28 protein-coding genes are annotated in these 26,730 nt (G+C 59.3%); 18 read left to right on the top strand and 10 right to left on the bottom strand.

The features are described from left to right. The first annotated feature begins 22 nt into the window (after positions 1 to 22). Together dtd and dbpA are read left to right on the top strand one after the other, a co-directional pair. The gene (gene dtd, locus C5F52_RS16870; RefSeq protein WP_104799518.1) at positions 23 to 469 is read left to right on the top strand and encodes a D-aminoacyl-tRNA deacylase; all 447 of its coding nucleotides are present in this window, start codon (positions 23 to 25) and stop codon (positions 467 to 469) included. Beyond that, the gene (gene dbpA, locus C5F52_RS16865) at positions 466 to 1,878 is read left to right on the top strand and encodes an ATP-dependent RNA helicase DbpA (RefSeq protein WP_104799517.1); all 1,413 of its coding nucleotides are present in this window, start codon (positions 466 to 468) and stop codon (positions 1,876 to 1,878) included. The genes dtd and dbpA overlap by 4 nt, the downstream gene beginning before the upstream one ends. Before the next feature lie 63 nt (positions 1,879 to 1,941). On the opposite strand, the gene ybeY is transcribed toward dbpA, so the two are convergent. Together ybeY and C5F52_RS16855 are read right to left on the bottom strand one after the other, a co-directional pair. After that, the gene (ybeY, locus tag C5F52_RS16860; protein WP_104799516.1) at positions 1,942 to 2,400 is read right to left on the bottom strand and encodes an rRNA maturation RNase YbeY; all 459 of its coding nucleotides are present in this window, start codon (positions 2,398 to 2,400) and stop codon (positions 1,942 to 1,944) included. A gap of 67 nt (positions 2,401 to 2,467) precedes the next feature. Further along, positions 2,468 to 3,427, bottom strand: coding sequence for a PhoH family protein (locus C5F52_RS16855; RefSeq protein ID WP_104799515.1), 960 nt, complete (start codon positions 3,425 to 3,427; stop codon positions 2,468 to 2,470). Between the two features lie 27 nt (positions 3,428 to 3,454). Between C5F52_RS16855 and ruvA the strand changes: the two genes are divergently transcribed. Both ruvA and ruvB read left to right on the top strand, forming a co-directional pair. Next, positions 3,455 to 4,027: a Holliday junction branch migration protein RuvA gene (ruvA, locus tag C5F52_RS16850; RefSeq protein WP_104799514.1), complete on the top strand. Its 573-nt coding sequence runs from the start codon at positions 3,455 to 3,457 to the stop codon at positions 4,025 to 4,027. 3 nt (positions 4,028 to 4,030) lie between these two features. Beyond that, a complete protein-coding gene (gene ruvB, locus C5F52_RS16845; RefSeq protein ID WP_104799513.1) occupies positions 4,031 to 5,092 on the top strand; it encodes a Holliday junction branch migration DNA helicase RuvB in 1,062 nt (353 codons plus the stop codon). Positions 5,093 to 5,130: 38 nt separating this feature from the next. Here ruvB and C5F52_RS16840 read toward each other — a convergent pair whose 3' ends face one another. Further along, positions 5,131 to 5,808, bottom strand: a complete 678-nt coding sequence (locus C5F52_RS16840; RefSeq protein WP_104799512.1) for a histidine phosphatase family protein — start codon at positions 5,806 to 5,808, stop codon at positions 5,131 to 5,133. Positions 5,809 to 5,864: 56 nt separating this feature from the next. On the opposite strand from C5F52_RS16840, the gene C5F52_RS16835 reads away from it, so the two are divergent. From C5F52_RS16835 to C5F52_RS16815, 5 genes are read left to right on the top strand one after another with little or no spacing between them, the layout of a single operon-like run. Then, positions 5,865 to 6,578, top strand: a complete 714-nt coding sequence (locus C5F52_RS16835) for a TetR/AcrR family transcriptional regulator (protein WP_104799511.1) — start codon at positions 5,865 to 5,867, stop codon at positions 6,576 to 6,578. A gap of 10 nt (positions 6,579 to 6,588) precedes the next feature. Beyond that, a complete protein-coding gene (locus tag C5F52_RS16830; RefSeq protein ID WP_104799510.1) occupies positions 6,589 to 8,385 on the top strand; it encodes an acyl-CoA dehydrogenase C-terminal domain-containing protein in 1,797 nt (598 codons plus the stop codon). 37 nt (positions 8,386 to 8,422) lie between these two features. Beyond that, positions 8,423 to 8,872, top strand: a complete 450-nt coding sequence (locus tag C5F52_RS16825; RefSeq protein ID WP_104799509.1) for a DUF2147 domain-containing protein — start codon at positions 8,423 to 8,425, stop codon at positions 8,870 to 8,872. 11 nt (positions 8,873 to 8,883) lie between these two features. Continuing rightward, a complete protein-coding gene (locus tag C5F52_RS16820; protein WP_104799508.1) occupies positions 8,884 to 9,648 on the top strand; it encodes an enoyl-CoA hydratase in 765 nt (254 codons plus the stop codon). Positions 9,649 to 9,679: 31 nt separating this feature from the next. Beyond that, a complete protein-coding gene (locus C5F52_RS16815) occupies positions 9,680 to 10,162 on the top strand; it encodes a thioesterase family protein (protein ID WP_104799507.1) in 483 nt (160 codons plus the stop codon). Between the two features lie 3 nt (positions 10,163 to 10,165). Here C5F52_RS16815 and C5F52_RS16810 read toward each other — a convergent pair whose 3' ends face one another. Continuing rightward, the gene (locus C5F52_RS16810; RefSeq protein WP_104799506.1) at positions 10,166 to 10,576 is read right to left on the bottom strand and encodes an acyl-CoA thioesterase; all 411 of its coding nucleotides are present in this window, start codon (positions 10,574 to 10,576) and stop codon (positions 10,166 to 10,168) included. 38 nt (positions 10,577 to 10,614) lie between these two features. On the opposite strand from C5F52_RS16810, the gene C5F52_RS16805 reads away from it, so the two are divergent. After that, positions 10,615 to 12,429 carry an ABC transporter ATP-binding protein/permease gene (locus C5F52_RS16805; protein WP_104799505.1) on the top strand — a complete coding sequence of 605 codons (1,815 nt, stop codon included), beginning with the start codon at positions 10,615 to 10,617 and terminating at the stop codon, positions 12,427 to 12,429. 66 nt (positions 12,430 to 12,495) lie between these two features. On the opposite strand, the gene metK is transcribed toward C5F52_RS16805, so the two are convergent. Beyond that, complete coding sequence (gene metK, locus C5F52_RS16800; protein WP_104799504.1) at positions 12,496 to 13,680, bottom strand: methionine adenosyltransferase; 1,185 nt, start codon at positions 13,678 to 13,680, stop codon at positions 12,496 to 12,498. Positions 13,681 to 13,867: 187 nt separating this feature from the next. On the opposite strand from metK, the gene C5F52_RS16795 reads away from it, so the two are divergent. Both C5F52_RS16795 and C5F52_RS16790 read left to right on the top strand, forming a co-directional pair. Beyond that, positions 13,868 to 14,734 carry a lysophospholipid acyltransferase family protein gene (locus tag C5F52_RS16795; RefSeq protein ID WP_369952799.1) on the top strand — a complete coding sequence of 289 codons (867 nt, stop codon included), beginning with the start codon at positions 13,868 to 13,870 and terminating at the stop codon, positions 14,732 to 14,734. A gap of 3 nt (positions 14,735 to 14,737) precedes the next feature. Continuing rightward, positions 14,738 to 15,604 (top strand): lysophospholipid acyltransferase family protein, encoded by an 867-nt coding sequence (locus C5F52_RS16790; RefSeq protein WP_104799503.1) that lies wholly within the window; start codon positions 14,738 to 14,740, stop codon positions 15,602 to 15,604. A 1-nt stretch (position 15,605) separates the two neighbouring features. Here C5F52_RS16790 and C5F52_RS16785 read toward each other — a convergent pair whose 3' ends face one another. Continuing rightward, the gene (locus C5F52_RS16785; RefSeq protein WP_236657896.1) at positions 15,606 to 16,613 is read right to left on the bottom strand and encodes an alpha/beta fold hydrolase; all 1,008 of its coding nucleotides are present in this window, start codon (positions 16,611 to 16,613) and stop codon (positions 15,606 to 15,608) included. Next, positions 16,610 to 17,212, bottom strand: coding sequence for a ribosome biogenesis GTP-binding protein YihA/YsxC (gene yihA / locus C5F52_RS16780; protein ID WP_104799589.1), 603 nt, complete (start codon positions 17,210 to 17,212; stop codon positions 16,610 to 16,612). The genes C5F52_RS16785 and yihA overlap by 4 nt, the downstream gene beginning before the upstream one ends. 216 nt (positions 17,213 to 17,428) lie before the next feature. On the opposite strand from yihA, the gene C5F52_RS16775 reads away from it, so the two are divergent. The 3 genes from C5F52_RS16775 to C5F52_RS16765 all read left to right on the top strand — a co-directional run bounded on the left by C5F52_RS16775 (position 17,429) and on the right by C5F52_RS16765 (position 19,869). Next, on the top strand, positions 17,429 to 18,058 hold the full coding sequence (locus C5F52_RS16775) for a cytochrome c (protein ID WP_104799502.1): 630 nt from the start codon (positions 17,429 to 17,431) through the stop codon (positions 18,056 to 18,058). Positions 18,059 to 18,230: 172 nt separating this feature from the next. After that, positions 18,231 to 19,253 carry a protein-methionine-sulfoxide reductase catalytic subunit MsrP gene (gene msrP / locus C5F52_RS16770; protein ID WP_104799501.1) on the top strand — a complete coding sequence of 341 codons (1,023 nt, stop codon included), beginning with the start codon at positions 18,231 to 18,233 and terminating at the stop codon, positions 19,251 to 19,253. Positions 19,254 to 19,302: 49 nt separating this feature from the next. Then, complete coding sequence (locus tag C5F52_RS16765) at positions 19,303 to 19,869, top strand: sulfite oxidase heme-binding subunit YedZ (protein WP_104799588.1); 567 nt, start codon at positions 19,303 to 19,305, stop codon at positions 19,867 to 19,869. 22 nt (positions 19,870 to 19,891) lie between these two features. On the opposite strand, the gene lysA is transcribed toward C5F52_RS16765, so the two are convergent. Beyond that, positions 19,892 to 21,169: a diaminopimelate decarboxylase gene (gene lysA / locus C5F52_RS16760; RefSeq protein ID WP_104799500.1), complete on the bottom strand. Its 1,278-nt coding sequence runs from the start codon at positions 21,167 to 21,169 to the stop codon at positions 19,892 to 19,894. Between the two features lie 29 nt (positions 21,170 to 21,198). Beyond that, a complete protein-coding gene (locus C5F52_RS16755; RefSeq protein WP_104799499.1) occupies positions 21,199 to 21,459 on the bottom strand; it encodes a lipoprotein in 261 nt (86 codons plus the stop codon). 13 nt (positions 21,460 to 21,472) lie between these two features. On the opposite strand from C5F52_RS16755, the gene cyaY reads away from it, so the two are divergent. Beyond that, complete coding sequence (gene cyaY / locus C5F52_RS16750) at positions 21,473 to 21,802, top strand: iron donor protein CyaY (protein WP_104799587.1); 330 nt, start codon at positions 21,473 to 21,475, stop codon at positions 21,800 to 21,802. Between the two features lie 62 nt (positions 21,803 to 21,864). Here cyaY and C5F52_RS16745 read toward each other — a convergent pair whose 3' ends face one another. Further along, complete coding sequence (locus C5F52_RS16745; RefSeq protein ID WP_104799498.1) at positions 21,865 to 24,237, bottom strand: penicillin-binding protein 1A; 2,373 nt, start codon at positions 24,235 to 24,237, stop codon at positions 21,865 to 21,867. 125 nt (positions 24,238 to 24,362) lie between these two features. On the opposite strand from C5F52_RS16745, the gene C5F52_RS16740 reads away from it, so the two are divergent. Both C5F52_RS16740 and C5F52_RS16735 read left to right on the top strand, forming a co-directional pair. Next, entirely contained in the window at positions 24,363 to 25,598 is a 1,236-nt protein-coding gene (locus C5F52_RS16740; RefSeq protein WP_146100103.1) for a PilN domain-containing protein, read from the top strand. A 53-nt stretch (positions 25,599 to 25,651) separates the two neighbouring features. Continuing rightward, entirely contained in the window at positions 25,652 to 26,635 is a 984-nt protein-coding gene (locus C5F52_RS16735; RefSeq protein ID WP_161499718.1) for a pilus assembly protein PilP, read from the top strand. Positions 26,636 to 26,730 lie beyond the last annotated feature (95 nt).

Genomic DNA, 26,730 nt, shown 5'->3' with positions numbered 1-26,730 from the left:
ACAAACAAAGGTTGTTGAAACGATGAAAGCGGTATTGCAACGGGTGAGTGAGGCCCGTGTGGTGATCGACGGCCAAACGGTGGGCGAAATTGGCCAAGGTTTGATGGTGTTGTTGTGCGCAGAAAAGGGCGACACAGAAGCCGTGGGCCAGAAAATGCTCGACAAAATTTTGAAGCTGCGCGTCTTCTATGACGAGACGGGCAAGATGAACCACAGCGTCAACGATGTGGCGGGCGGCTTGCTGGTGGTGAGCCAATTCACCTTGGCCGCAGACACCCGCAGTGGCACCCGCCCCAGTTTCACCAGCGCGGCCTCTGCCGACGAGGGACGTCGCTTGTACGACGCCTTTGTGGCGCAAGCCAAAGTGCAGCACGCGAACGTGCAAACAGGCGTCTTTGGCGCGGATATGAAAGTGCATTTGGTCAACGATGGCCCTGTGACCATCCCGATCACGATAATCGGTGCATGACCGATTCAAAAAACACAGCTTCCTCTTTTGCCGCCTTGAGCCTCGCGGCCGCAACGCTCGATAACCTCACGCAGCTGGGCTACACCCAGATGACCCCCATTCAAGCCGCCAGCTTGCCCCTGACCTTGGCTGGCCGGGACCTGATCGCGCAAGCCAGCACCGGCAGCGGCAAGACCGCCGCATTTGGCATTCCCTTGGTCGAAAAACTCGACGCCGCCCAGTTCGATGCCCAAGCCTTGGTGCTGTGTCCCACGCGGGAGTTGGCTGACCAAGTCACGCAAGAGCTGCGTCGTTTGGCGCGCGCGGTGGGCAACATCAAAGTGGTGACTTTGTGTGGCGGCGTGGCCCTGCGCGGTCAAACGCTGAGTCTTGAGCACGGTGCGCATGTGGTGGTGGGCACCCCCGGCCGCATCATGGACCATTTGGAGCGTGGCTCTTTGAGCCTGCAGGGCGTGAAAACCTTGGTGCTGGACGAGGCCGACCGCATGCTGGACATGGGCTTTTTTGAGGACATCGTCAAAGTGGTCCGTCAATGCCCGAAAGACCGCCAAACGCTGTTGTTTTCGGCCACGTACCCCGAAGGCATTGCCAAGCTGTCCGCGCAGTTCATGCGTGAGCCCCAAACCGTCAAGGTGCAGGCGCAGCACGATGCGCAAAAAATCAAACAAATCTTTTACGAAGTGTCCAACAGCGAGCGCTTGCACGCGGTGTCCTTGCTGCTGAACCACTTTCGCCCTGAGTCCACCCTGGCGTTTTGCAACACCAAGCAGCAATGCCGCGATTTGGTGGCCGTGTTGCAAGCCCAAGGCTTCAGTGCCTTGGCCTTGTTTGGCGAGTTGGAGCAACGCGAACGTGACCAAGTGCTGGTGCAATTTGCCAACCGCAGCTGTTCGGTGTTGGTGGCCACCGACGTGGCTGCGCGCGGCTTGGACGTGGCCAACTTAGAGGCCGTGATCAACGTCGATGTGACGCCTGATTCAGAAATTCACATCCACCGCATTGGCCGTACCGGTCGCGGCGACGCCGAAGGTTTGGCGCTGTCGCTGGCCAGCATGGACGAAATGGGCAGCGTGGGCAAGATTGAGCAGTTGCAGGGCCGCGAGTCCACTTGGGCGCCGCTCAACAGCTTGACGCCTGCTGCGGGCGGCGTCTTGCAGCCCCCGATGGCGACGCTGCAAATTGTGGGTGGTCGCAAAGAAAAAATTCGCGCGGGCGACGTATTGGGCGCGCTCACGGGCGATGCCGGTTTCACCAAAGACCAAGTGGGCAAGATCAACGTGAACGAGTTTTCAACTTACGTGGCCGTGGAGCGCAGCATTGCGCGTGAAGCCGTCAAGCGTTTGAGCGCAGGCCGCGTCAAAGGCAAGACCGTGCGCGTGCGCTTGCTGGAAGACACGGCAGGGCGCTAAGCCGCGTTTAGCCGCGCTAAGCGCGATGGGCATCAGATTCTCGCTTGGCTGACTGGCGCGCATTCAGGATTTATAAGGGTTTTTGAACCCCAGTCCAGCCAAGATGTCGATCTCGTAGGCTTCCATCTCTTCGGCGTCTTGGGTGCTGGTTTCGTGGTCCCAGCCTTGGGCGTGCAAGGCACCATGCACCAGCAAGTGCGCGTAGTGCGCTTGCAGGGTTTTGCCTTGCTCTTTGGCTTCTTGGGCCACCACGGGCGCGCACAGCACCAAGTCCGCCATGACCACGGGCTCTTGCGCGTAGTCAAAGGTCAGCACGTTGGTGGCGTAATCTTTTTTGCGATAGCTGCTGTTGAGGGCTTGGCCCTCTTCGGCGTTGACGATGCGCACGGTGATTTCTGCATCGTCGACCAGCGCATGGCGGATGCAGCGGGCCACAAAGTGACGCGGCAGCGCGGCACGGTGGCGCGCGGCGTAAGGCACGTCGCCAAATTGCAAAGAGAGTTGAAGGTGTTTGAGCGCCATGGTGAAGTTTGCGTGAAGGGCTGACAGGTTGAATGGCTGCGGGGTTGAAGATCCGCTGCTTCAAAAATTAAGAGCGTTTGCGCACCGGCGCGCCGGTGGTGGTGCCGCGCGATGCATCGTATGCATCGACGATGCGCGCCACCAAGGGGTGACGCACCACATCGGCGCTGGTGAAGTGGGTGACCGAAATGCCCTTCACCCGCTTGAGCACGCGCTCGGCATCGATCAAGCCGCTGAGTTGGCCCTTGGGCAGGTCGATTTGACTCACATCGCCCGTCACCACCGCCTTGGCACCAAAGCCCACGCGGGTCAGGAACATTTTCATTTGCTCGGGCGTGGTGTTTTGCGCCTCATCCAAGATGACAAACGCGTTGTTCAGCGTGCGCCCGCGCATGAAGGCCAACGGCGCAATTTCAATCGCATTGCGCTCGAAGGCTTTTTGCACGCGGTCGTAGCCCATCAGGTCGTACAGCGCGTCGTACAAGGGACGCAAATAGGGGTCCACCTTTTGGCCCAAATCGCCGGGCAAGAAGCCTAGCTTTTCGCCCGCTTCCACGGCGGGGCGGGTCAGCACAATGCGTTGCACCGCGCTGCGTTCCAGTGCGTCCACCGCGCAAGCCACCGCCAAATAGGTTTTGCCGGTGCCGGCTGGGCCAATGCCAAACGTGATGTCGTGCGCTGCAATGTTGTCCAAGTACATGGCTTGATTGGGCGTGCGCGCGCGCAAGTCGGTGCGACGGGTGTTGAGGGCTGGGCTGTTGTCTTCGTCCATCGCCGCGTCGCCCGCGAGCATGAGTTGCACCTGCTCGGCCGGAATGGGGCGCTCGGCTCGCTCGTACAGGGCTTGCAGCACTTCCATGGCGCGGGTGGCTTTGGCCTTGTGGCCATCCACTTTGAACTGCTCGTGACGGTGGGCAATCTTGACGTTCAGCGCCAACTCAATGGTGCGCAAATGTTCGTCAACGGGACCGCACAAGTGCGAGAGGAAGGTGTTGTTGTGCGGGGTGAAGGTGTGGCGAAGAATCAAGTCGATAATCCCTAAAAAGGTCCCCCAATGATAGGCAAATTAACAGGCATCCTCAGCGAGAAAAACCCACCCCAAGTTTTGGTGGATTGCAATGGCGTGGGCTACGAAGTCGATGTGCCCATGAGCACTTTCTACAACCTGCCCGCGACCGGCGAACGTGTGTCCTTGTTGACGCACTTTGTGGTGCGCGAAGACGCCCAAATTTTGTTTGGCTTTGGCACCGCATCGGAGCGGGCCACGTTTCGCTTGCTGATCAAAATTTCAGGCGTGGGCCCGCGCATGGCGCTTGGCATCTTGAGTGGTTTGAGTGCCGACGAGTTGGCGCGTGCCGTGTCTGATCAAAACGCGGGCCGACTCACCAAAGTGCCAGGCATTGGCAAGAAGACGGCAGAGCGTTTGTTGCTGGAGCTCAAAGGCAAATTGGGTGCAGACCTCGGGCCCAATATGTTCTCCACGCCCGACCACCAAAGCGACATCTTGCAAGCTTTGCTGGCGCTGGGTTACAGCGACAAAGAAGCGTCTGCCGCCCTCAAGTTGTTGCCCGCGGATGTGGGTGTGAGTGACGGCATCAAGCTAGCCCTCAAGTCACTGGCGAAATAAAGCATGAGCATTCAAACTGACGACTTCGCCCCCACCCCCGTGCCTGCGCGCGTGGTGTCTGCCGCCCCCGTCTCGCCCAACGAAGAGGCGATTGAACGCGCCTTGCGGCCCAAGCTGCTGCAAGAGTACGTGGGGCAGATGAAGGTGCGCGAGCAGTTGGAGATTTTCATTGGCGCAGCCCGCAAGCGCGGCGAGGCCTTGGACCATGTGTTGTTGTTTGGCCCGCCCGGTTTGGGCAAGACCACGTTGAGCCACATCATTGCGCAAGAGTTGGGCGTGAACCTGCGCTCCACCAGCGGCCCCGTGCTGGAAAAACCCAAAGATTTGGCGGCTTTGCTGACCGGCCTTGAGAAAAACGATGTGCTCTTCATCGATGAGATTCACCGTTTGTCACCCGTGGTGGAAGAGATTTTGTACCCCGCGTTGGAGGACTACCAAATCGACATCATGATTGGCGAAGGCCCTGCGGCGCGCAGCATCAAACTCGATTTGCAGCCCTTCACTTTGGTGGGGGCGACCACGCGTGCGGGCATGTTGACCAACCCGTTGCGTGACCGTTTTGGCATCGTGTCGCGCTTGGAGTTTTACACCGCCGAAGAGTTGCAGCGCATCGTCATTCGCAGCGCTGGCTTGTTGAACACGCCGATGGATGTGGATGGCGGGTTCGAGATCGCCCGTCGCTCACGCGGCACGCCGCGCATTGCCAACCGTTTGTTGCGCCGCGTGCGTGACTACGCCGATGTGAAGGGCAATGGCCGCATCACCCAAGACATGGCCAACAAAGCGCTGGCGATGTTGGATGTGGACCCGCAAGGGTTTGATTTGATGGACCGCAAGCTGCTTGAAGCGGTGATTCACCGTTTCGATGGTGGTCCTGTGGGCTTGGACAACATTGCCGCCAGCATCGGTGAGGAGCGCGACACGATTGAGGATGTGATCGAACCGTTCTTGATTCAGCAGGGCTATTTGCAGCGCACCCCGCGTGGCCGCATCGCCACCTTGGCGGCGTATCGGCATTTGGGTGTCACGCCGCCCAAATCGCACTCGGGCTTGTCTGACGACTGATGCGCGCAGGTGAGGCTCGGCGCTTGCCACCTTACCGCTTAGGCTGTTGTTTCGTCGCGAGGCCCTGTGGCACTTTCGTCAAAGTGCGACACATCGCCCCAGCCCACCAAGCTCAAACCCTGTGGCGTCCACAGCAAGCGGTTGATGGCGGCGTTGCCCAAATGCCAAGTGCGCGGGGTTTGCGTGTCTTGATTGGTGGCCAATCGGTACAGCACATCCATCACGCCGCCGTGCGCCACCAACACAATTTGCTCCCCCACATGTTGACTGGCCAGTTCGTCGACACATTGCGCAATGCGTGCGCGTAACGCGATCAATGACTCGCCACCTTCCGGCGCCCAATGCGGGTCGCGGCTGCGCCAGAGCTTGGCGTCCTCTGGCCAGCCGGTTTCGATTTGAGTCCATGTTTGCGCTTGCAGATGACCAAAGTGACGCTCCCGCAAGCCTGTGTGCGCGGTCACATTTAACGCTGAGGCGGTGCTGTTGAGGGCCAAGCGGGCGGGCGATTCGGCAATCGCTCGGGCTGTTTCAAACGCGCGTTTCAAGTCGCTGCTGTACACGGCGGCAATGGGCTCTTGCGCCAAAGCGTGGCCGACGCGCTGGGCTTGCCAGCGACCGGTGTCATTGAGGTCGATGTCGAGTTGACCTTGGATGCGGGTGTCCACGTTCCAGGTGGTTTCCCCGTGGCGGATGGCGAGTATTCGGGTGGCAGTCATGGGAAGAGTTTAATTTCATGCAAAATAGCACGGTCGTTCTTTTTAAGTGGTCTGTCATGACTGTTACCCACAAAGCCCAGCCGGTCGAAAACCGGGCCTTGCAAAAAGGCCAGCAAACCAAAGCCGCCATTGTGGATGCCGCTTTGGGCTTGGCCACGCAAATTGGTTTGGAAGGTTTGAGCATTGGCGCTTTGGCCGAAGTGGCGCGCATGAGCAAGTCGGGTGTGTTTGCCCACTTTGGCTCGCGCGAAGAACTGCAATTGTCGGTGGTGCGTGAGTACCACGAGCGCTTTGAGGCCGAGGTGTTCTACCCCGCGCTCAAGGCAGAACGCGGTTTGCCGCGCTTGCGTCAACTGTTTGCCAATTGGACCAAACGCACCTCCGCTGAAATTGACACCGGTTGTCTCTACATCAGCGGTGCCGCTGAGTTTGACGATCGACCCGGCCCCGTGCGCGATGCCTTGGCCAGTTCGGTCAAAACCTGGTTGGCTGCGGTGTACCGCGCTGTTGTGCAGGCGTGTGAGGAAGGTCATTTGGCGGCCCACATTGATGCCGAACAAATGGTGTTTGAAGTGCACGGTTTGATTTTGGCGCTGCAATACGAGGCCAGATTTTTGCGCTCCTCCAAATCATTGGAGCGCACCACGCGCGGCTTCGAAAACATCTTGCAACGCTACGGCGCACAAACCCCTCTCGCGGCCCCAGAGCCCGCTATCCCTTCCGTGTCTCCACCCGCTGCCAAGCGCAGCCGAACCCCCGCTAAAAAGTAAGGAGTTTTTCATGCCCAGCTACACCCCACCTCTGCGCGATATGCAATTTGTGCTGCACGATGTGCTGCATGTCACCGACGATTTCAAAGCCATGCCCAAGCATGCCGAGATCGATGCCGACACGATTGCTGCGGTGCTCGAAGAGGGCGGCAAATTCGCCTCTGAAGTACTGTTCCCGCTCAATCAAATTGGCGATGCCCAAGGCTGCACGCTGGACCGTGACACGCATGAAGTGAGCACGCCCGATGGTTTCAAAGCGGCGTTTGACCAATATGTGCAAGGCGGCTGGCCTGCTTTGAGTTGCGACCCCGCTTATGGCGGTCAAGGCTTGCCGATTGTGGTGAACCAATGTTTTTACGAAATGCTCAACAGCGCCAACCAAGCGTGGACCATGTACCCCGGCCTCTCGCACGGTGCTTACGAAGCCCTGCACGCGCACGGCACAGACGCGCAAAAAGCCCTGTACTTGCCCAAGCTCACCAGTGGCGAATGGACGGGCACCATGTGCCTGACCGAGCCGCATTGCGGCACCGATCTTGGACTTTTGCGCACCAAGGCGGAGCCGCAGGCGGACGGCACGTACCGCATCACGGGCAACAAAATTTTCATCAGCGCCGGAGAGCACAACATGGTGAGCAACATCGTTCACTTGGTGTTGGCACGCTTGCCCGATGCGCCCGCGGGCAGCAAAGGCATCAGCCTGTTTGTGGTGCCCAAGTTCAACGTCAACAGCGATGGGAGCGTGGGCGAGCGCAACGGCATTTACTGTGGCGGCTTGGAGCACAAGATGGGCATTCACGGAAACGCCACGTGCCAAATGGTGCTCGACGGAGCGGTGGGCACGATGGTGGGTCAGCCCAACAAAGGTTTGGCGGCGATGTTTGTGATGATGAACGCCGCTCGCATTGGCGTGGGCATGCAATCGCTGGGCTTGACCGAAGTGGCCTATCAAAACGCGGTGGCCTATGCCAAAGACCGCATTCAATCGCGCAGCTTGACGGGCCCCAAAGACATCAGCAAACCCGCAGACAGCATCTTGGTTCACCCCGACGTCCGCAAGATGCTGCTCACGGCCAAGGCCTATGCCGAAGGCGGTCGTGCCTTGAGTTTGTATTGCGCTTTGTTGATTGACCGTGAGTTGAACCACCCCGATGCCGCCGTGCGTGCCGACTCGGCAGAGATGGTGGCCTTGCTCACACCCATCGTCAAAGCCTTCATCACCGACAACGCGTGGACATCCACGTCGGCGTGCATGCAAGTGTTTGGTGGCCACGGCTTTATCCGTGAATGGGGCATGGAGCAATACGTGCGCGATGCCCGCATCAACATGATTTACGAAGGCACCAACACCATCCAAAGTCTGGACTTGTTGGGCCGCAAAGTTTTGGGCAACCAAGGCGCCACTTTAAAGAAGTTTGGCGCACACATCACCGAGCTGGTGATGGCCGAGCAGGGCAACGAAGACATGGCCGAGTTCATCAACCCATTGGCCAAGTTGGGCCAGCAAATGACGCAGTTCACAGGCGAGATTGGTTACAAAGCCTTGCAAAACGCGGACGAAGTGGGCGCCGCTGCGGTCGACTACTTGCGCGTGGCTGGGCACTTGGTGTTTGGTTATTTCTGGGCACGCATGGCCCAAGTGGCTTTGCAAAAAATTGCAGAAGGCAACCGCGACACGTTCTACCAAGCCAAGCTGCAAACCGCGCGCTTTTACTTTGCCAAGCTGTTCCCCGAGACCGCATCGCTCATGGCGACTGCGCGCGCAGGCTCGGCTGTGCTGATGGAGACAGACGCGGTGTTCGCCTAATTTTGGCGTCACGACAATGTTGTAAATTCACCTGCTTATGAAACGACAAAACTTCAAATGCTTGCTGGCCTTTGCCTTCTTCGGTGCAGCCAGCAGCTTCGCTCAAATGACGCCCGTGGGCACGTGGCACACCATCGATGACAACACGGGTGAGGCCAAGGCCGAAATCCAAATTGTGGATAAGGGTGGTGTGTTGAGTGGTCGCGTGGTCAAGTCACTGCGTCAAGATCCCCATGCCAAAAAAACCTGCGAAGACTGCAAGGACGATCGCAAAGGCCAAGACATCATCGGCATGGAGATCATCCGTGGCGTCAAGCCTGAACCCTTGGCCGAGCACTTGTGGGCTGGCGGCGGAAAAATCTTAGACCCCGAAAACGGCAAAGACTACACCGTGAAAATGGTGCCGAAAGAGGGCGGTAAAAAACTGCAGGTGCGTGGCTACATTGGCCCGTTCTACCGCACACAAACTTGGCTGCGTCAGCCTTAATGGAGCGAACGATGACCGATATCCTGAACCACATTGACCAAGGCGTGATGACGCTCACCTTCAACCGCGTCGATAAAAAGAACTCCATCACCTCGGCCATGTACGCGGCTTTGGCCGATGCCATCGAACAGGCCGAGCAAGATGCCGCCGTGCGCGTGGTGGTCATTCAGGGCCACGAAACCATCTTCAGTGCAGGCAACGACATTGCTGACTTTTTGAACAACCCGCCGGCAGGCCAAGACTCGCCGGTGTTCCGCTTTTTGCGCAACATTGCGTCGTTCCCCAAGCCCGTCATTGCGGCGGTGGCGGGACCTGCGGTGGGCATTGGCACCACCTTGTTGTTCCATTGCGATTTGGTGTATGCCGGTGACAACGCCGCGTTCTCCATGCCCTTTGTGAATTTGGGCTTGTGTCCCGAGGCTGCTTCCAGTCTGTTGGTGCCGCAGATGATGGGTTACCACCGTGCCGCTGAAGCGCTGTTGATGGGCGAGCCCTTCATGGCGGAAGCGGCGCAAGAAGTGGGCTTGGTCAACCGCGTGGTGCCGCCGTTGGAGTTGAACAACTACGCGCAAGCACAGGCCCGCAAATTGGCGGCTAAGCCGATCACGTCGCTCGTCGAGACCAAGCGCTTGATGAAGCAAGGCCAAGCCGCGCAAATCAAAGCGCAAATGGCAGAAGAGGGCGTTTCTTTTGGCCGTATGTTGCGTGAGCCTGCCGCCAAAGAAGCCTTTGGTGCCTTCATGGAAAAACGCAAGCCTGATTTTTCCAAACTCTAAGCACGACCTGCACCCAAGAAAGTCAACCGGCATGCCGCAACGTCCTGAGATTCCCGTGGTCCTTGAGCCTGAGTACCTAGAAGGCTTTCGTCAAATTTATGAAGAAAAGATTGTCTTCAACAAAACCTTGGGGCTCAAGTTGGTCAGCGTTACCCCTGAAGAGGTGGTGGCGCGCATTGACATGAAGCCCGAGTTGGTGGGGCATTACGGCTACAACCGCATCCACGGCGGCGTCATCAGCGCCGTGCTCGATGCGATTGGCAGCGCCGCCGTCATGGCTGCGTTGGCCGCCAAGCACATGAACGAAGCGCCTGAGCAACGTCTGCAGCGCTTCACCAAGTTGGGAACCATCGACTTGCGTGTGGATTATTTGCGCCCCGGCATTGGTGAGCACTTCACCATCCACGCCCATGCCTTGCGCGTGGGCTCGCGTGTGGGGTCATCACGCATGGAGTTTCGCGGGCCTGATGGCACGCTGATGTCGACGGGCGCAGCCGCCTACATCGTTTCTTAACGCTCAGCCTTTGGGGATTTGGCGAGGTTTGCCTTGCTCGTCAATCGCGACGTAAGTGAGCATGGCCTGCGTGACCTTCATGTATTCCCCTTGTGTGTGAAAGCGTTCGGCAAACACTTCGACGCTGACGGTGATCGAGGTGTTGCCAATGCGCTGCACGCGTGAGAAGAAACTCAAAATATCGCCCACTTTCACCGGCTGCTTGAAGATGAACTCGTTCACCGCCACCGTGGCCATGCGTCCGCGCACATAGCGGGCGGGCAGCACGGCCCCAGCCAAGTCGACTTGTGCCATCACCCAGCCACCAAAAATATCGCCGTTGGCATTGCAGTCAGCGGGCATAGGAATGACTTTGAGCACCAATTCTTGATCAGTGGGCAAAGGCACGGCGTGGGGATTGACAGGTGAGGACATAGGCACAATTGAAAGATAACTCTTGGTCATTGTGCAACATGCGTCATCACGCCCACTCTTCTAGCGCGCCGCAAGGCGTTACCACCGTCAAACAGCGCCCAGATCGCGAAACGCTGAAACGGCTTTTCCCCTATTTGTGGCAATACAAATGGCGTGTCTTGATGGCGCTGACGTTCATGATTGGCGCTAAGGTGGCCAACGTCAGCGTGCCGATTTTGTTGAAGAACTTGATCGATGACATGTCCATCAAGCCGGGCGATCCGCAGGCGGTGTTGGTGGTGCCCGTGGCTTTGTTGCTGGTCTACGGCGCGCTGCGTTTGTCGGTGTCTGCCTTCACCGAGTTGCGTGAATTGGTGTTTGCCAAAGCCACCCAAGGCGCGGCACGGCAAATTGCATTGGAGACGTTTCAGCACTTGCATGCTTTGAGTCTGCGTTTTCATTTGGAGCGTCAAACGGGGGGCATGACGCGCGACATCGAGCGCGGCGTGCGGGGCATTGAATCGCTCATTTCGTATTCGCTTTACAGCGTGGTGCCCACGCTGATTGAGGTGGCCTTGGTGCTCAGCATCTTGGCGGTGAAGTTTGATGTGTGGTTCGCGGGCATCACGCTGGCGGCGTTGGCGCTGTACATCGTCTTCACCATCAGCGTGACCGAATGGCGTACCCAATACCGCCGTCAAGCCAACGAGTTTGATTCGGCGGCGCACACCAAAGCCGTGGACTCGCTGCTCAATTACGAAACCGTCAAATACTTCAACAACGAAGCCTTCGAGGCTTCGCGTTACGACAAGAGCCTAGAGGCTTTGCGCCGTGCGCGGCTGAAAGCGCAAACCTCGTTGTCGTTGCTCAACACGGGGCAGCAGCTCATCATCGCCGTGGCCTTGGTGGGCATGCTGTGGCGTGCCACGCAAGGCGTGGTGGAGGGCCGCATGACCTTGGGCGACTTGGTGATGATCAACGCCTTCATGATTCAGCTCTACATCCCATTGAACTTTTTGGGCGTGCTGTACCGCGAAATCAAACAAAGCTTGACCGACCTTGACCGCATGTTCACCTTGCTCGAAAAAGAGCGCGAAGTGGCAGATGCGCCCAGTGCGCCTGGCTTGCAGTTGAGCGGGCCGCCGTCGGTGAAGTTTGAGTCGGTGGTGTTCGCCTACGAGGCATCGCGCCCTATCTTGCACGGCATCAGCTTTGAGATCCCTGCGGGCAAAACGGTGGCAGTGGTGGGGCCGTCTGGCTCGGGTAAGTCCACCTTGGCGCGCTTGCTGTTTCGCTTTTATGACGTGGGGTCGGGCGCGATCACCATCGACGGTCAAGACATTCGCCACGTCACACAAGGCAGTGTGCGCCGCGCCATGGGCATCGTGCCGCAAGACACCGTGCTGTTCAACGACACCGTGCGCTACAACATTGCCTATGGCCGCACCGATGCGACCGAGGCCGAGGTGGTGCAAGCCGCACGCGCCGCGCACATTCACGACTTCATCGCGGCCACGCCCAAAGGCTACGACACGATGGTGGGTGAGCGTGGCTTGAAGTTGTCGGGCGGTGAAAAGCAGCGCGTGGCGATTGCCCGCACCTTGCTGAAGAACCCACCGATTGTGATTTTTGACGAAGCCACCTCAGCGCTGGACAGCGCCAACGAACGCGCCATTCAGGCCGAGTTGCAAAGTGCGGCGCAAAACAAAACCACCTTGGTCATCGCCCACCGTTTGTCCACCGTGGTCGATGCGCACGAAATTTTGGTGATGGATGCGGGCCGCATTGTGGAGCGAGGTTCGCATGGGGTGCTGTTGGCGCTGAACGGACGCTATGCGCAGATGTGGGCGTTGCAGCAGTCGTCTGAATCGTGATGGACTTCAAAGAAAAAGGCCCCTCGTCAAAAACGAAGGGCCTTTTTGTTTCTGCGCGCTGTGTGCTTACTTCAAACCAGCCGCTGCTTTCAAGACCGCAGCCTTGTCCGTGCGCTCCCAAGTGAACTCAGGTTCTTCACGGCCGAAGTGGCCGTACGCTGCGGTCTTGCTGTAAATCGGGCGCAGCAGGTCGAGCATTTGGATGATGCCTTTGGGGCGCAGGTCAAAGTGCTCGGCCACTAAGGCGGCGATTTTGTCGTCAGCGATCACGCCCGTGCCTTCGGTGTTCACCGTGATGTTCATGGGGCGCGCCACGCCAATCGCGTAGGCCACTTGAATTTGGCACTTCGTGGCCAAGCCTGCCGCCACGATGTTTTTGGCCACATAGCGTGCTGCGTAGGCGGCTGAGCGGTCCACCTTGGTGGGGTCTTTGCCAGAGAAAGCACCGCCGCCGTGGGGGCAAGTGCCGCCGTAGGTGTCCACAATGATTTTGCGACCGGTCAAGCCGCAGTCGCCTTGTGGGCCGCCGATGACGAATCGGCCGGTGGGGTTGATCAAATACTTGGTGTCTTGCAACCACGCTTTGGGCAACACGGGCTTGATGATTTCTTCAATCACCGCCTCAATGAAGCTGTCCTTCATTTGGGTGGGCGATTGCGATTGGTCGGGGCTGTGCTGGGTCGACAACACCACGGTGTCAATGCTGTGGGGCTTGCCGTCCACATAGCGCATGGTCACTTGGCTCTTGGCGTCAGGGCGCAAAAAGGGCAAACGGCCGTCTTTGCGCAACTGGGCTTGACGCTCGACCAAACGGTGGGCGTAGTAAATGGGGGCGGGCATCAGCTCAGGCGTTTCGCTGCAGGCGTAGCCAAACATCAGGCCTTGGTCGCCCGCGCCGATGTTGAGGTAGTCGTCCGATGCGCGGTCCACGCCTTGGGCGATGTCGTTGGACTGTTTGTCGTAAGCCACCAAAACCGCACAGCCTTTGTAGTCAATGCCGTAGTCGGTGTTGTCGTAGCCGATGCGCTTGATGGTGTCGCGTGCCACTTGGATGTAGTCCACGTTGGCTTGCGTGGTGATCTCGCCCGCCAAGACGACCAAGCCGGTGTTGGTCAGTGTTTCGGCGGCCACGCGTGAGAGCGGGTCTTGCTCAAAGATGGCGTCGAGGATGGCGTCTGAGATTTGATCCGCGACTTTGTCGGGATGGCCTTCCGAGACGGACTCGGAGGTGAAGAGGTAGTCGTGAGACATGAAAAAAGCTCCAATCAGTTGATGTTGGCGTTGCCAACTCTGAGGGGAGCCCGGCGAACGCTTTAGCAGTGGGTTGGGCTTTGGCCCGACCGTCACACCTGGGTGTGGTGTCGCCCTGCAAGTAGTTCTTTAACTCAGCGACAATGGGTATTCTATTTGAACTTCCACCCGTGCTGAAAATAGCCCCATGGCCCCTGTGACACGACTTTTCCATTGGCTTGCCCGCCTGCCCCTGCCGTTGATGCAACGCATCGGTGCGGTTTTGGGTTGGGTCGTTTGGTGGATGTCGCCGAGTTACCGTCGCCATTTCAAAGCCAATGTGCAGGCCGCGGGCGTGGCGTGGCGTGACGCACGCCCCGCGGTGGCCGCGATTGGCATGATGGTGGCTGAGTTGCCTTGGGTCTGGATGCGCCCGCACAGCGCCACCTTGAATGACGTCGTTCAGTGGGACGGCGCCGAGCACTTTGAAGCCGCGATGCAGGCGGGGCAAGGTGTCATCATTTTGTCGCCGCATTTGGGCAGCTGGGAAATCGGCGCGCAAGCGATTGCCGAAAAATTTGGTCCTCGTTTCGGGCCTCTGGTGGCCTTGTTTCGTCCGGCGCGCAAAGCGTGGCTGGAGCCCTTGGTGGCGAATGCCCGCACCCGTCCCTTTTTAGATTCCGCGCCCACGTCATTGGCGGGCGTACGCACGCTGATTCGTACCTTGCGCAAGGGCGGTTACACCGCCATCTTGCCCGACCAAGTGCCGCCCTTGGGCCAAGGTGTGTGGGCGCCTTTCTTTGGTCGCGATGTGTACACCATGACGCTGCTGGGCAAATTGGCCCAACAAACCGGCGCGCAAGTGATCTTGACGTGGTGCGAGCGACTGGCGCCTGGCCAAGGTTTTTGCATGCACATGCGCCCGTTTGATGCCCCAGAGTTGCGCGATGCGACGGTGTCGCCCGAGTTGGTGGCCGCCGCCGTGAACCGTGGCGTCGAGGCGATGGTGCGCCACGCGCCAGGCCAGTATTTGTGGGGCTATGCCCGCGACAAACAACCCCGTTCGGAAGGCTGAGCGATGTTCAGTGTGTTGGGTTTGTGGTTGCTGCGCGGGCTGAGTTATTTGCCACTGTCGTGGCTGCGCGCCTTGGGCGCAGGGTTGGGCGCTTTGCTTTACCGTGTGGTGCGTTCGCGTCGCCATGTGGTGCTGACCAATTTACGGGTGTGCTTCCCGCATTTGAGTGACGCAGAGCGTGAAGCCTTGGCCCGTCAGACCTTTGTGCACTTCGCGCAAGCTTGGCTGGACCGCAGTTGGCTTTGGCACCGCAGTGCGGCGTGCATTCAGTCGCGTGTGCCATTGACCGGTGAGGTGCAAGCTTTGTCGGCCGACGAGCCTACGGTCTTGTTTGCGCCGCACTTCGTGGGCTTGGATGTGGGGTGGACCTTGCTCACCTTGCGCTTGCCACTGCACTTCACCACCATTTTTACGCCGCAGTCCAACGCCACGGTGGATGCATGGGTGGCGCAAGGCCGGCAGCGTTTTGGCCAGGTGCGTTTGTTCCGCCGTGAAGATGGGGTGAAGCCCATCGTCAGCGCCTTGCGTAAAAACGAGTTGCTGTACCTGTTGCCCGATATGAACTTTGGGCCCAGTGAGTCGATTTTTGTGCCGTTTTATGGTGAGCTGGCCGCCACGGTGCCTTCGTTGTCGCGCTTTGCCAAGTTGGGTCGCGCGCGCGTGGTGCCTGTGATCACCCGCATGACGGATACGGGGTACGAGGTGGTGGTGCATCCCGCTTGGACCGATTTCCCGACCGACGACCCAGCGGCCGATACAGCGCTGATGAATCAGCGTTTAGAGGGCTTCATCAACGCCATGCCCGCGCAGTATTTTTGGGTGCACAAGCGCTTCAAAACAAGGCCTGTGGGCGCACCTGACATTTACTGATTCAGCGGCGACGGTCACCGCTGGGGCGGCCTGTGCTGCTGCGATCGTGGGTGCGCGCGCTGATGGTCACGGTGCGCTCTTTGGCCGAGCGTCCCGATTTGTCTTCGTGCAAAAAGTCACCGAGTAAACCTGCGACTAAGGCGGGTTGTTCATGCACCAGCCAATGTGTGCCGTCGGCCACTTTTTGCAGGGTGAGCTTGGGCACAAAAGCGTCCAAACCTTCAATCAAGCCCGCTGGCAGGGCGATGTCTTGCATGGCCCAGATCACGCAAGTGGGCACGTTCACGGTCAACATGCTGTGGGGCAAATGCAGTGCTGCAGCGGCTGGATCGCCTGGGCGTGCAGGACGCATGGGCGACGCGCGGTAATAGTTGAGCGGGCCGGTCAAGCCCTGTTGCCACACATCGCGGTAGTGGGCTTTGATGTCGTCGGTCAGCCACGCGTGTGGGCCGTCGGCGGCGCCCATGTGGGTGAAAAATTCCCACAGGCGGCGGTAGTCGTCTTCGGCCAGCAAGTCTTCTGCATCAGGCCGGATCAAAAAGTTCATGTAGGCGCTGGCCGCCTGTTGTTCGGGGCTGTTTTGCAGCTCGCGCAAAAACGTGCCGGGATGCGGCGAGTTGATGATGGTCAAGCGGCGCATCAGGTCGGGGTGTTGGTTGGCCACGTTCCAAGCCACGGCACCGCCCCAGTCGTGCGCGATTAGCCCAGCCAGTGGCGCGTTTGGGCTTTCGATCGCAGCCAAGGCCACGATGTCTTGCACCAAGTGTTTGGCGCGGTAGGCGGCCACATCGGCAGGGGCGCTGGAGTGCTCATAGCCGCGCAGGTTGGGCGCGACGCATCGGTAACCGCCGTGCTCGGGTTGCGCAAAAAACGTCAGCAATTCATCCCACACAAATGCCGCCTCGGGAAATCCGTGCAAAAACATCAGCACGGGGCGTCCCACGTCGCCGCTGACGCGGCAACTCAAAGAGATGCCGTGTGGCAGGGCGTGTGTGAGGTGTTGAATCAAGGATGCATCCAGTCGTAGAGGGTGGCGGCGACTTCGTTCACGCCTTGTTTCTTGAGGGCCGAGAACAGGCGCACTTCGCCACCACCGGCTTGCAGCTTGGCAATCGACAGGGCTTTGGCACCTTCGGCGCGGTTGAGCTTGTCGGACTTGGTGAGGAGCACCATGAATTTCAGGCCTTCTTCGACGCGAGGGCGAATGACATCGAGCAAGATGTCGTCCAAGTCGGTCAAGCCGTGGCGGGGGTCACACATCAGCACCACGGCGCGCAAGTTGTCGCGGGTGAGCAAATAGTTGGCCATCACCTGTTGCCAGCGGATCTTGTCTTGTTTGGGCACCGCGGCGTAGCCGTAGCCAGGCAAGTCGGCCAGCACGGCGTCGGTTTGCCCCTTGCGGCCCATGGCAAATAAGTTGATGTGCTGGGTGCGACCGGGGGTTTTGGAGGCGTAGGCCAAGCGTTTTTGCTGGGTCAGCACGTTGATGCAGGTGGATTTACCGGCATTGGAGCGGCCCACAAATGCAATTTCTGGCAAATCGTAGGCGGGCAAATGGTGCAGCTGGGCGGCGGTGGTCAAAAATCGTGCGGTGTGCAGCCAGCCCATGGCAAACTTGGCTTGGTCGGCGGGGCTGAGCAGGGCGTACGCTGCTTTTGCAGCGGCTTTTTCGGCTTCTTTTTCGGCGTCCAAGACCGTTGTATCGGGCACCTCGGGCATGTCAATCGGGGCTTGGGTGTCGTGTGGGTCTGGCAGGTTCATACGGCATTGTAGAATCTGCCGAGTTTTTCGACGTTTCTGCGCGCCATTTAACAAAGAATTCATATGAAACTGTTTGCCTCTTTGCTGATCGCTGCCGCTTTGGTAGCCCCCGTTTTCTCTGCTCACGCCAATGAGCCAGCCGCTAAAGCCGCCAAGCCTGACTTGGTCAAAGGCGAAGCCAGTTACACAGCGGTTTGCGCTGCTTGTCACGGCGCTGATGGCAATTCAGGATCGCCTGCCAACCCCAAGTTGGCCCAGCAGCACCCTGACTACATCGTCAAGCAACTCCAAGAGTTCAAGTCGGGCAAGCGTGCCAACGCCATCATGAGCGGTATGGTTGCTGCCTTGTCAGAGGACGACATGAAGAACATCGCCGCTTGGGTGGGTTCTAAGACCGCCAAAACTGGCTTCGCCAAAGACAAAGAGTTGGTCACCTTGGGTGAGCGCATTTACCGCGGTGGCATTGCCGATCGTCAAATCCCAGCTTGCGCAGGTTGCCACGCACCCAACGGCGCAGGCATTCCTTCACAGTACCCACGTTTGTCGGGCCAACACGCTGAATACGCGGTGGCTCAGCTGATCAGCTTCCGTGACGGCGGCCGCAAAAACAGCCTGCAAATGACGCAAGTCGCTGCCAAGATGAACGACCGCGAGATCAAAGCCGTGGCCGACTACATCGCCGGTTTGCGTTGATCTGAGTTTTTAACTCCATAAGAAAAGCTGGCGCTTCGCCAGCTTTTTTTTCGTCTTCAAGTTTGCCCGCTCAATTCAAGTCCGTTTGTCAGGAATGCCTTTCTTCTGCGACTCTGCATCAACGATCCATCTCGCTCACAATGCTTGGCAACGCCATCAGAAAGTAGTCCCCATGCGACACAACGCCTACACCCCCCTCAGTGACACAGGTTTTACGCACGCCGTCAGCAGCGACATCACGCCGCAATCGGTGTACCTGCAGCGGCGTGATTGGCTCAAGCAGATCGCAGCAGGGGCTGCGGGCGTGTCGATGGCCGCATGGGCGGGACGAGAGGCCATGGCCCAAGCGGCAGCGCCTGCAGGCGCACGCCCCGGCAAGCTGGCGCCTTTGGCGGGCGCGCCCAGCCGCATCAGTGGCGGCCATGTGATGGAAAAAATCACGTCTTACACCGACGCCAGCACGTACAACAACTATTACGAATTTGGCACCGACAAAGCCGATCCCGCGCAATACGCGCACACCTTGCCAACCAAGCCTTGGACGGTCGAGGTGGAGGGCTTGGTGAAAAAACCGACCCGTTTTGATCTGGGTGATTTGCTCAAACTCAGCCCCATGGAAGAACGCATTTACCGCTTGCGTTGCGTGGAAGGCTGGTCGATGGTGATCCCATGGGTGGGTTATTCGCTGGCAGAGCTCATCAAACGCGTGGAGCCCTTGGGCAGCGCGAAGTACATCGAGTTCACCACCTTGGCCGATCCCAAAACCATGCCCGGTGTGCGCTCGCATGTGCTCGATTGGCCGTACGTAGAAGGCTTGCGCTTGGACGAGGCCATGCACCCGCTCACGCTGCTGTCGTTTGGCATGTACGGCGAAGTGCTGCCGAACCAAAACGGCGCGCCTGTGCGTTTGGTGGTGCCTTGGAAGTACGGTTTCAAAAGCGCCAAGAGCTTGGTCAAAATTCGGTTCGTTGAAAAGCAGCCTGTGAACTCTTGGGGCCGCTCAGCGCCGCAGGAATATGGCTTTTATTCCAACGTCAACCCTTTGGTCGATCACCCGCGCTGGAGCCAAGCGGCAGAGCGGCGCATTGGCGAAGACGGCCTCTTTGCGAAAAAACGCAAAACCCTCATGCTCAACGGCTACGAAGCGCAAGTCGGTCAGCTGTATGCGGGCATGGATTTGAAGAAGTTTTTCTGAGGTGAACCTCTTTTTGCGCAACGCGTTGAGGCATCGCAACGCCAAGCCCATGGCGTGGCTGCTGGGCTTGTTGCCTTTCATGTGGCTTGTGTGGGGCGCGAGCCACGATGCGCTGGGGGCCAACCCTGCTGAATATGTGATTCGCGCCACGGGCGACTGGACCTTGCGGCTGCTGTGCCTCACCCTCGCCGTGACGCCTTTGCGCGTGCAGTTTGGGCTCCCGGAGTTGGCCCGGTTCAGGCGCTTGCTCGGTCTGTTCACCTACTTTTATGTCGTGCTGCACTTGCTCTGTTACAGCTGGCTGGACATGGGGTTTGAGGTGGAAGACATCGCACACGACATCGCCAAACGCCCCTTCATTTGGGTGGGCTTCAGCGCATTTGTGTTGCTCACGCCGCTGGCGGCGACCTCGTTCAATGCGGCCATTCGCTGGCTAGGCGCCAAGCGTTGGCAGCGTTTGCACAAAGCGGTTTATGGCGTGGCGGCGTTGGCGGTGCTGCACTTCTTTTGGATGCGCGCGGGCAAGAACAACTTCACCGAAGTGGGGGTGTATGCGGGCATCATGGCGCTGCTCTTAGGGTGGCGCGTGCGCCACGGCCTTCGATCGAAGGCTTAATTCGGCAGCTCAAATCGGCTGGTTAAGGAACCAGCGACTCCATCGCCATCTGATCTGCCGAGGTCTCGCGACGGCGAATGACATGCGCCTTGTCGCCGTCCACCAAAATTTCGGCCGCGCGGCCCCTTGTGTTGTAGTTGCTGGCCATGGCCATGCAATACGCGCCGGTGGACAGCACGGCCAAGGTGTCGCCCGTTTGCACGGTCAACGAACGGTCGCGGCCCAGCCAGTCACCGCTCTCGCAAATGGGGCCCACCACGTCGTACATCACGGTATCGCCGCTGCGTGGGGCCAAGGGCACGATTTGGTGAAACGCCTCGTACATGGCAGGGCGGGGCAAGTCGTTCATGGCGGCGTCGACGATGCAGAAGTTCTTTTGCTCGCCAGGCTTGAGGTACAGCACCTCGGTCAGGCACACGCCTGCGTTACCCACCAGCGAACGGCCAGGCTCAATCATCAATTGGCGTTGGCCGTAGCCGCGTGCGTCGAGCTTGGTCAGCAGTTGGGCCCACAGTGCATCGGCTTCGGGTGGGGTGTCGCCGTTGTAGTTGATGCCGAGGCCACCGCCGAAGTCGATGTGATGAATGGGAATGCCTGCGGCTTCAATGGCTTGCACCAAGTCGAGCACGCGGTCCATGGCGTCGAGGTAGGGCGTGGTTTCTGTGATTTGCGAGCCAATGTGGCAGTCAATGCCCGTCACTTGCAAGCCGGGCAGGCTGGCGGCGCGTTGGTAGGTTTGCAACGCACGTTCGTGGGCCACGCCAAATTTGTTGCCTTTCAAACCGGTCGAAATGTAGGGGTGCGTTTTGGCGTCCACGTTGGGGTTGACGCGAATGCTCACGGGCGCGCGTTGGCCCAAGCTCAGCGCCACGTCGCTCAACACTTCCAACTCGGCTTCGCTTTCCACGTTGAAGCAGGCAATGCCCGCTTGCAGTGCTTGGCGCATTTCGGCGCGGGTTTTGCCCACGCCTGAAAAAATCACTTTAGACACATCGCCGCCTGCGGCCACCACGCGGTCCAGTTCGCCGCCTGAGACGATGTCAAAACCGCAACCGGCTTGCGCAAACACTTGCAGCACGGCCAGCGAGGAGTTGGCTTTCATGGCGTAGCAAATGCGGGCGTTGCGTCCGGCAAAACCACGTTGGTAAGCCGCGAGGGCGCTGAGCATGGCCGCCTTGGAATACACAAACAAGGGCGTGCCGTGTGTGCGAGCGAGGTCGGCGAGTTTGACGCCTTCCAAGTACAGGTCGTTGTTTTGGTGGGCGACAAAAGGGGCACCGGCAAGCGTGGCGTGTGTCATCAAACGGCTCTTGAAAAACGTGAAAAGGGTCAGCGACCCGCAGGCGAAGACGCTGCAGGGGATGGTGTGTTGGGGGTTGGCGTGGTCGCGTTAGCGGGCGACGGGCTGCCTGGCAATTGACGGCGCACGATGTCGGGCAGCGTGGCGCGTTGTTTGAACTCGGGGTCATTGGGCAGCGTCAGCGGACCTTTTTGGCCGCAACCGCTCAGCAACGCCGCTGCGATGGCCGCAGAGGCCACGTTGGCGCAAAGGGCGCTGGCCCTGACTAGAATGATTTGCTCAATACCCATGGCGCAAATTGTAATGACCGATCTCGAATTTTTAGACCATGCCGAACTTCTGCTCAAAGCGGTGGAATTGGCGTGTGACCGTATCAACGACGATGGCGTGACCGACATCGACAACCAGCGCACGGGCGGCATGATCACGTTGACGTTTGAGAACCGCAGCCAGATCATCATCAACCTGCAAAAGCCGCTGCATGAGGTGTGGCTTGCTGCACGCTCGGGTGGCTATCACTTCCGCTTTGATGGCGCGCAGTGGATGGACACCAAAGGCCAAGGCGAGTTCTTTCAGCGCTTGAGTGACGACGCCAGTGTGCAAACTGCGCAGCCCTTGCGTTTCTCGGCGTGACCTTGAGGCGCGGAGCCCCAACGTTGGGGACATGAAAAAAGGAGGCCCAGAGGCCTCCTTTTTTAGTTTTTGAACAGATCGAGAATTCGTTTCTTCTCGTCGTTCGCGGGTAACTCGCTGGTGGTGGGTTTGCTGTCTGCGGTGCCTAAGCTGATCACCCCACCGCCTCGGCTGAACTCGGTGTAGGCCCAATCGCCGCTGTCGTGCGTCACGCCTTCAGGCGCGGTGGGCTCCATCACGGGCACGCCTTGCAAGGCGTGTTGCATGTAGCTGATCCACACGGGCAGGCTCAAACCGCCGCCGGTTTCGCGGTCGCCCAGTTTGCGTGGGGTGTCGTAGCCAATCCATGTGACGGCGGTGAGTGTGGGGTGGTAGCCCGCAAACCACGCATCCATCGAGTCGTTGGTGGTGCCAGTTTTGCCGTAAATGTCGGGGCGTTTGAGCGTGGCTTGCGCGCGCGCTGCCGTGCCGCTGCGCGTCACTTCTTGCAGCAAGCTGCTCATGACAAAGGCGTTGCGGGCGTCAATGCCGCGCACGGTTTCGTCCAAGGGCGGGGGCGTGAACTCAGACAGCACCTTGCCCGTTTGGTCGGTGACCTTGGTGATCAAGAAGGGGTTGATGCGGTAGCCACCGTTGGCAAACACCGAGTAGCCCGCGGCCATTTGCATGGGCGTGACCGAGCCTGCACCCAAAGCCATCGTCAGGTACGGGGGGTGTTTCTCGGGGTCAAAGCCAAAGTTACTGATCCAGTTTTGTGCGTTTTGCGCCCCCACGGCTTGCAGCACGCGGATGGAAATCATGTTTTTCGATTTCGCCAAACCGCGACGCAAGGTCATGGGGCCGTCAAAAGTACCGTCGTAGTTTTTGGGTTCCCACGGCTGGCCGCCGGTCACGCTGGCGTCAAAAAACAGCGGCGCGTCGTTCACCACCGTGGCGGGGGTGAAGCCTTTTTCCAATGCGGCCGAGTAGATGAATGGCTTGAAGCTAGAGCCCGGTTGACGCCACGCTTGGGTGACGTGGTTGAACTTGTTTTTGTCAAAGTCAAAGCCACCGACCAAGGCGTGGATGGCCCCGTCGCGTGGGTCCACGGACACAAATGCACCTTCCACTTCTGGGAGTTGGGTGATTTCCCAGGTGTTTTTGACGGTCTTGGTCACGCGAATCAAGGCGCCTGGGCGCAGCTTGATGTTGGGCGGCGCTTTGTCTGACAAGCCCGATTGCACGGGCTGCAGGCCGTCGCCGGTGACCTCAATCATTTCGCTGTTGCGGCGCACGGCACGCACTTTTTTGGGCGTGGCTTCTAGCACCACCGCGGCCAGCAAGTCACCTTTGTCGCCTTGGTCAATCAAGGCATCGTCGATGACGTCTTCTTGCTCAGCGGGGTTGGCGGGCAGGGTGATGAACTTCTCAGGGCCGCGGTAGTGTTGGCGGCGTTCGAAATCCATGATGCCGCGACGCAGCGCGAAGTAGGCGGCTTGTTGGTCGCTGGCGCGGATGGTGGTGTAGACGTTCAAGCCGCGTGTGTAGATGTCGCTGCCGTATTGCGCAAACATCAATTGGCGTGCCATTTCTGACACGTAGTCGGCATGCGTGTTGAGGCTGCTGGCAGCGGTGCGAATCTTGAGTTCTTCTTGCTTGGCCGCTGCGGCTTGTTCTTTGGTGATGAAGCCATGCTCTTCCATGCGCTCAATGATGTAGAGCTGGCGTGAGCGTGCACGCTTGGGGTTGACGATCGGGTTGTAGGCCGACGGTGCTTTGGGCAAGCCTGCCAACATGGCGGCTTCGGCAATGGTGATGTTTTTCAGGGGCTTGCCGAAATACGCTTCTGACGCGGCGGCAAAGCCGTAAGCGCGGTTGCCCAAGTAAATTTGGTTCAGGTAAATCTCAAAAATCTGGTCTTTGCTGAGCAGGTGCTCCAGCTTGCTGGTCAGCAAGATTTCGTAAATCTTGCGGGTGAAGGTTTTCTCTGACGACAGGTACACATTGCGCGCCACCTGCATGGTGATGGTGGATGCACCTTGGCTCTTGGCGCGGCCCAAGTTGGCCAAACTGGCACGCAGCAAACCGATGTAGTCCACGCCGCCGTGCTGGTAAAAGCGCGCGTCTTCAATGGCGAGCACCGCGTCTTTCATGACCTTGGGGATGTCTTTGAATGGCGTGAGGTTGCGGCGCTCTTCGCCAAACTCGCCAATTTGCGTGCCTTCCACCGAATACACCCGCATCGACTGCTTGGGACGGTAGTCCGCCAAGTCTGAAATATCGGGCAATTGCGGGTAGGCCATGGCCAAGGCGATTCCCACCAGCAGCGCCAAAGTCAGCAAGCCAGCGGCAGCAAGACCTGCACTCCAGAGCAGCAATTGGCGCACCAAGGATCGAGGAGCTGCAGGCGCAGCGGCTTGTTCGTTCGAACGGTCGGGGGTAGGAGTGGTCGCCATAAGTAAGAGTGATTATAAAAAGGTGGCATGCAGTCTGCCGAAGTTACAAATAAGCCGAGTCAAGGGCCCACGTTCACCTGAAGTCAGGCACTAAAACTGAGGCCATAAAAAAGAGGAGACATGCCATGGTTCGAACGATTTGGCCACGTCGCCGAAGTCTTCGCCTAGCGGTTGGCGGCTTTGATTTGCGGGACGATGCTGCGCATTGGGTGGTCTTGACAGGCGCCGTGCATGCGGCTGACAGCGTGTGTTGTGCGGAATATTTGGCTTTGCCTGAGGGCTGCGTGACGCAGGGTCAACTGGTGCAACCTCAGGTTTTGGGGCTTTGGTTCAAAGACTGGCTGCATGGGCGAGACCTTCACATAGACGCCTTGTATGTGGCCGTTCCCGATGCCGAAGTGGTCCGCGGTACTTTGCGCCTGTCGTCTGATTTACAAGCCGACGACGTGGCGTTTCAGATGGCCGCAGAGCTGCAAGCGGCACCTGACGCCCCTGCGGTGTGTTGGGATTACGCGGCAGACGACCGCGTGCTTCATGCCTCCCCCGTCATGCCCGCCCCCGAGCCCGACATCACGTCGGCATCTGATCCGCGCATGTATGCGTGGGCAACTGCGCCGCGTGCGCGTGTGGACGCTTGGCAGCAATTCGCCTTGGCGGCGGGGTTGCGCGTGTCGGCTGTGATGCCGCGTGACGATGCGCAGGCCTTGACCCAGCACAGTGCGCTGATGGCGCAGTTGTCGCCCGCGCATGCCGGTCTAGCGCTCCAATACGACGTGGCGCTGGGTTTGGCCTTGGGCGCTTGGCATGGCGCTGGTTTTAATTTTTTGCCCCATCGCGCCATGCAGCAGCAGGCGCTGCGTCGTCATTGGTGGCAGCGTATGACGGTGGGCACGCTGTCGGGGGCGCTTGTGGCGGTGGGGGTTGCTGTGTGGATGTCTCACATGGCCGCCAGCCTTCGCGACGAGATCGGCGACATGGCTGCCGCTGAGCAAGTCTTGAAGCAAGCGCGCAGCGCACAAAAAGAAGCACAGGCCGAGCTGGCCGATGCCCAAGCCCTTGGGCAATGGCTGCATGGCCAAGCCTTGGTGCAACCCCACACGCTTCAATGGAGCCGCGTGCTGGCGCAGCACAGCCAAGGGCTGTGGGTGTCTGAGGTCAACCAGCAGCAAGCGCATTGGCAGTTGAAAGGGGAGGCCTTGTCGGCAGCGCAAGCTCAGCATTTGGCGCAGCAACTCAAGGGATTGGACATTTGGGCCCAAGCGCCCGAGTTGCGTCATCTGGAGCTGACCGCGCCCAAATCCGCCGTGGGCCTCTCGGTGTGGCATTTCCGAATTGAAGCAGACCTGAAAGTGGGCGTTTGATGCCCGGGGCGCGTTGGCCCAAACTGAACCCGCGCCAACCTTGGGGGTGGCCCGTGTTTTGGCAACGTGTGAGTTTGGCGCTTGCCATCGTCATCGGTGCGTTGCTGGTCGCGCCGTGGTGGCTGAGTGCGTGGGACGCCTTCACCGACGCGCAAGCGTCGGCCCAAGCCCTGGCGCGCACGCAGGCTGACATCCGCAACGCGCAGCAGCGTCGCGCGCAATTGGCGCAAGACTTGGCGCAACGCCTCGTGGAAACCTCGGTGCTTGTCCAAACGGTGTCGGCCGAGTTGCCCGCCGTTTCTCAAGCCTTGACCCATTTGGCCGAACGCGAAAGTTTGTCTCTGACTTTGGTCGATTGGTCGACGGCCGTACCCGTGTCAGCCCTGAAAAAAGGCCCTTTGCAACAAGTGCCAGTGCATGTGCAGCTCCACGGCACATGGTCGGCATGGATGCGCTGGTGGACGCAATTGCCCGAGGTTGCGCCACTGGCCACGTTGTCGCGCTTAGATTTGCAAGCGCAACCCCACGGCGGCTGGCGCGCTCAAGTGGTGCTGCATCTTGTTCAGCGCTTGCCTGCGCCTGTCACGCAGCAGGGGTCTTCCGGTTGGCAATTGGCCGGCGTGCCTTCGCCGCCAGAGGGCGAGGTCGGCCTAGTCGACCCCGTCGATGCGCGTGCTTGGCAACACACGCAAAGCCAGCACGCCCAGCAACACCCCAGTTACGCACGCTGGATTGCGCCAGAACTCCAGCGCACGCGCACGCCCTTGGAAGCGCTGCGGCGTGAGCGCTTGCGTTACGTGGGGCAGATTTCGCAAGCGGGCGTTCAGCAGGCTTTGTTGCGCGAATCCGAGGTGACGGGCGCTGCCTCGCACGCCCCGATTTACCGTGTCGCGGTGGGTGATTACGTGGGCCAAGACTTTGGCCGCGTGCAAACCATCACCGCCGACCAACTGACCCTGCGTGAGTTGGTGCGTGACGCCCACGGCGTTTGGCAACCCCGCGATGTGACCCTGCCTTTGGAGGATGGTGCGAAATGACACACAGACACGTCAAGTTGGGCCCGTCACTTGGATCGCACGGGCCATGCGCGTGGCGGCGTGTTTGGGCGTGCGCGCTCGGCATCGTGATGCTT

Source organism: Limnohabitans sp. TS-CS-82, assembly GCF_002943475.1.
Note: the sequence above shows the minus strand (reverse complement) of the source record. Positions and strands in the feature narration are given on the sequence as shown.